The sequence below is a fragment of the Marinibactrum halimedae genome (assembly GCF_021234875.1).
Lineage (GTDB): Bacteria > Pseudomonadota > Gammaproteobacteria > Pseudomonadales > Cellvibrionaceae > Marinibactrum > Marinibactrum halimedae.
Window position 1 is genome coordinate 1 of record NZ_JAJQVM010000085.1, and the last position, 2,324, is coordinate 2,324.

General features: G+C 41.8%; 3 protein-coding genes. 2 read left to right on the forward strand and 1 reads right to left on the reverse strand.

Translation table 11 applies throughout. The features are described 5' to 3' along the window. A partial coding sequence (locus LU351_RS20280) for an IS256 family transposase (protein ID WP_232595908.1) occupies positions 1-805 on the forward strand: 805 nt, incomplete at its 5' end. A gap of 154 nt (positions 806-959) precedes the next feature. On the opposite strand, the gene LU351_RS20285 is transcribed toward LU351_RS20280, so the two are convergent. After that, positions 960-1,361: a hypothetical protein gene (locus LU351_RS20285; RefSeq protein ID WP_232595909.1), complete on the reverse strand. Its 402-nt coding sequence runs from the start codon at positions 1,359-1,361 to the stop codon at positions 960-962. A 383-nt stretch (positions 1,362-1,744) separates the two neighbouring features. Here LU351_RS20285 and LU351_RS20290 point away from each other — a divergent pair. Beyond that, positions 1,745-2,324: transposase (locus tag LU351_RS20290; RefSeq protein ID WP_232592392.1), on the forward strand; the 580-nt coding region annotated here is incomplete at its 3' end.

Here is a 2,324-nt window from a genome sequence, read left to right on the forward strand (position 1 = left end):
CAATGCTGTGACCGATAAACTGTTGCCGGAACTGCAAGCCTGGCGTGAACGTGACCTAGACCCTATTTACCCCATTGTTTGGCTTGATGCGATTCATTACAAAATTAAGGAAAATGGACGTTTTGTCAGTAAGGCCATTTACACTATTTTGGCCCTGAATATTGAAGGAAAAAAAGAGCTTCTCGGTCTCTATTTATCCGACACTGAAGGTGCTCATTACTGGCTGGGAGTCCTAACAGACCTTCAAAATCGTGGCGTTAAAGATATTCTTATCGCTTGTGTGGATGGGCTGAAAGGCTTTCCTGAGGCCATTGAATCCATTTATCCTGAGACCGAAGTTCAATTGTGTGTGATTCATCAAATTCGCAACTCGATGAAGTATGTGGCGTCGAAAAATCAAAAAGCATTCATGAGCGATTTGAAAAAGGTTTACAAAGCCGCCACGAAAAATGCAGCCGAAATAGCATTGAATGACTTAGAGGCAAAATGGGGGAAGTATTACCCTGTTGTCGTTCAATCATGGCGAAACAAGTGGGATAACTTATCGGTTTACTTCAAGTACCCAGAGGATATCCGTCGAGTCATTTACACCACTAATGCGGTTGAGGCAGTGCATAGGCAATTTCGAAAATTAACCAAGACGAAAGGTGGCTTTGCTAATGAAAATAGTTTGTTGAAGCTGCTGTATGCTGGCATTTTAAATGCCACTGAGAAATGGACACACCCGGTGCAAAAGTGGAGCCTCGCATTATCCCAAATGGCTATTCACTTTGAAGACCGTTTACAAGGATTTTTAGATCTGTAATGCTAAAATGTCGCTGCGATATTTTGTGCGAGCTTGACTCGCATAAAATTCGTAGCAATCAAGCGAAGCCAATCCGCTTCGCATGACACAGAATTTTGAACAGCCTCGCTTTTCAAGTTAGTTATCGTTCTTGGTTTGGATTAACGGAAATTAATCACCTCGAAATCCGCTTAACTTGCCCAAAGGTTTTACTGTCGGTATCAAACTCAGCGGAATAGTCAAGTTCACCATCCGTAAATACGATACCGAATAGCTTTCTGTCCCCCTTCCTCAATTGAGGGTATGCAAACGATAATGTTTTGTGTTCAAGAGAGGGGCTAGCCAATCGAACCACTTCTTCACCATCTGCTTGATAAAGACTTATCGCTTCTTCAGACGTACGATGAAAAATCAAGGCAAATTCATTATCGTCTACCAAGGTGACATAAATCGAATGATCAAACGTAAGTTGGCCAACTTCCCAGGTAAAGCCGTAACACTCTTCTTGGCTAACTCCAAGAGCAGTTAGCTTAATGGGGGCGCCAGATACGTTTAGTTTTACTAGGTCTTTAAACATTGATGGCTCCTAACCTTTAGAATTTTAGTTTAATACTGTTACAAAGCAAAATTCCGAGATGGCCGTTTGTACTCTGATGTATGTTTATAGTGCCGTGTTTGTAGGTGGGCGATATACTCAAAGTAAGGAGTGAGGTCATGAGCAACTCCCCACTGTGTGGCAAGTTCATCTCGGTTTTTGTTTGGAGCGATATTTTTGGCATTGCTGCTGAAACGCTTTGACACGCTTAATAAATGCTCGCGTTCTTCTTTGCAAATGACATTAAATCCAGCTAAGAATTCGGTAATATATCCAGCGATGCATTGGTCTTCTATTGGGCACCTCTAAAAATAGCCCAACTTTGATATAATCTCACTGTTCAAAAATTTCAAGAGTTTCCTTCTATGTCTCAGCCCGGCTTTTTTGATTTAGATGACAGGTATCGCAAGTTAGATGAAAAAGATCCATTAGTTCATCTCAACAAACTGATATTTTGGGAAGCCTTTCGTCCGACCTTAAAGGAAATACGAAAGTCAAACCGAAAAAGCAATGCGGGTCGTAAAGCCTATGACGAGCTTCTGATGTTCAAAGTACTCGTACTTCAGCACTTATACAATGTATCCGATGATCAGATAGAGTACCAAATACGGGACCGCTATTCGTTTTGCCGGTTTTTAGGTCTGACTCCATCGGACAAGGTGCCTGATGCCAAGACAGTGTGGCTGTTTAGAGAAAACCTAGTCAAAGCTGGTTTAATGAAGCGTTTGTTTTTTACTTTTGATGTTCAATTAGAGGAACACGGTTTTCAAGCAAGAAAAGGTCAAATAGTGGATGCGAGTTTTGTCGATGTTCCCAGGCAGCGCAATAAAAAGGAAGAAAACAAACAGATAAAACGCGGTGAAACGCCTGATCGTTTTGAAAAGAATCCGAACGTTGGCGCTCAAAAAGATACGGATGCCCGCTGGGCGAAGAAGAACCAAGAGA